This is a genomic window from Janibacter sp. CoH_79_TC_3 (assembly GCF_058197955.1).
Window position 1 is genome coordinate 1 of the sequence record NZ_JBXWIV010000093.1, and the last position, 271, is coordinate 271.

1 protein-coding gene is annotated in these 271 nt (G+C 49.4%); it reads left to right on the forward strand.

What is annotated here, in order from left to right:
- On the forward strand, positions 1–271 hold a 271-nt coding region (locus AC2FA3_RS15210), incomplete at both ends, for a SurA N-terminal domain-containing protein (protein WP_490510316.1).

Consider the following 271-nt stretch of genomic DNA (forward strand, 5'->3'; position numbering starts at 1 on the left):
GAACAACAGCGGCCTGTTCGGCGTCAGCGATGAAGCAGGCGAGGCTTTTGGAAATGAAATCAAGGTCAACGACCTCGAAACAAAAATCTCAGAGGAACAGAACCTTCAGGAAATTGCTACCTTCCTGAACAACTTCTTCCAGACTGGACAAATGGATTACCAGCGTCTGACAGAAGAACAGCGCGCACAGATTCGCCAAACCGTTTGGGACAATTTCGTCAACCACGGAGCCATTGAGCAGGAAGCAAACAAGCTTGGCCTCATCGTGACT